The organism is Komagataeibacter intermedius TF2, assembly GCF_000964425.1.
GTDB classification, from domain to species: Bacteria; Pseudomonadota; Alphaproteobacteria; order Acetobacterales; family Acetobacteraceae; genus Komagataeibacter; species Komagataeibacter intermedius.
In genome coordinates, this window is the sequence record NZ_BANF01000580.1 from 1 (window position 1) to 499 (window position 499).

Here is a 499-nt window from a genome sequence, read left to right on the forward strand (position 1 = left end):
GATGAAGCGCAGCAGTTCCGGAAGCTGAGTTTTGCAACCAACCAGTCCGACCTCAAGGGGGTCGATCCGAACGGCTCGCAGCGGGCCTGGGATCTCTTCGTGAAGACGCGCTACCTGGCGGCAAAAAATCCGGAACGTCCGCTGATCATGGCGTCCGGCTCCCCGATCACCAATACGCTCGCCGAAATGTGGACGGTCAGCCGCTATATGGATCTTAAGGCGCTGCAGAAGCGCTACCTGCATGAATTCGATGCCTGGGCAGCCAATTTCGGCGAAACCCGTACCGAACTGGAACTGCAGCCAAGCGGGCTTTACAAGCCGGTCACGCGCTTCACCGAGTTCGTCAACGTCGCCGACCTCATAGCGATGTATCGCGACTTCGCGGATGTCGTGCAGCACGATGACCTGCGCCAGTACGTGACTCTGCCAGCGATCCGGGGCGGGCGTCGCGAGATTATTGTCGCGCCGACAAACGATAACTTCAGGGCCTACCAGAAGA

Annotated in this window: 1 protein-coding gene; it reads left to right on the forward strand. The window is 59.3% G+C overall.

Features of this window, described 5'->3' with window-relative positions; all coding sequences use genetic code 11:
* On the forward strand, positions 1 to 499 hold a 499-nt coding region (locus tag B7449_RS18600), incomplete at both ends, for a hypothetical protein (RefSeq protein ID WP_048884051.1).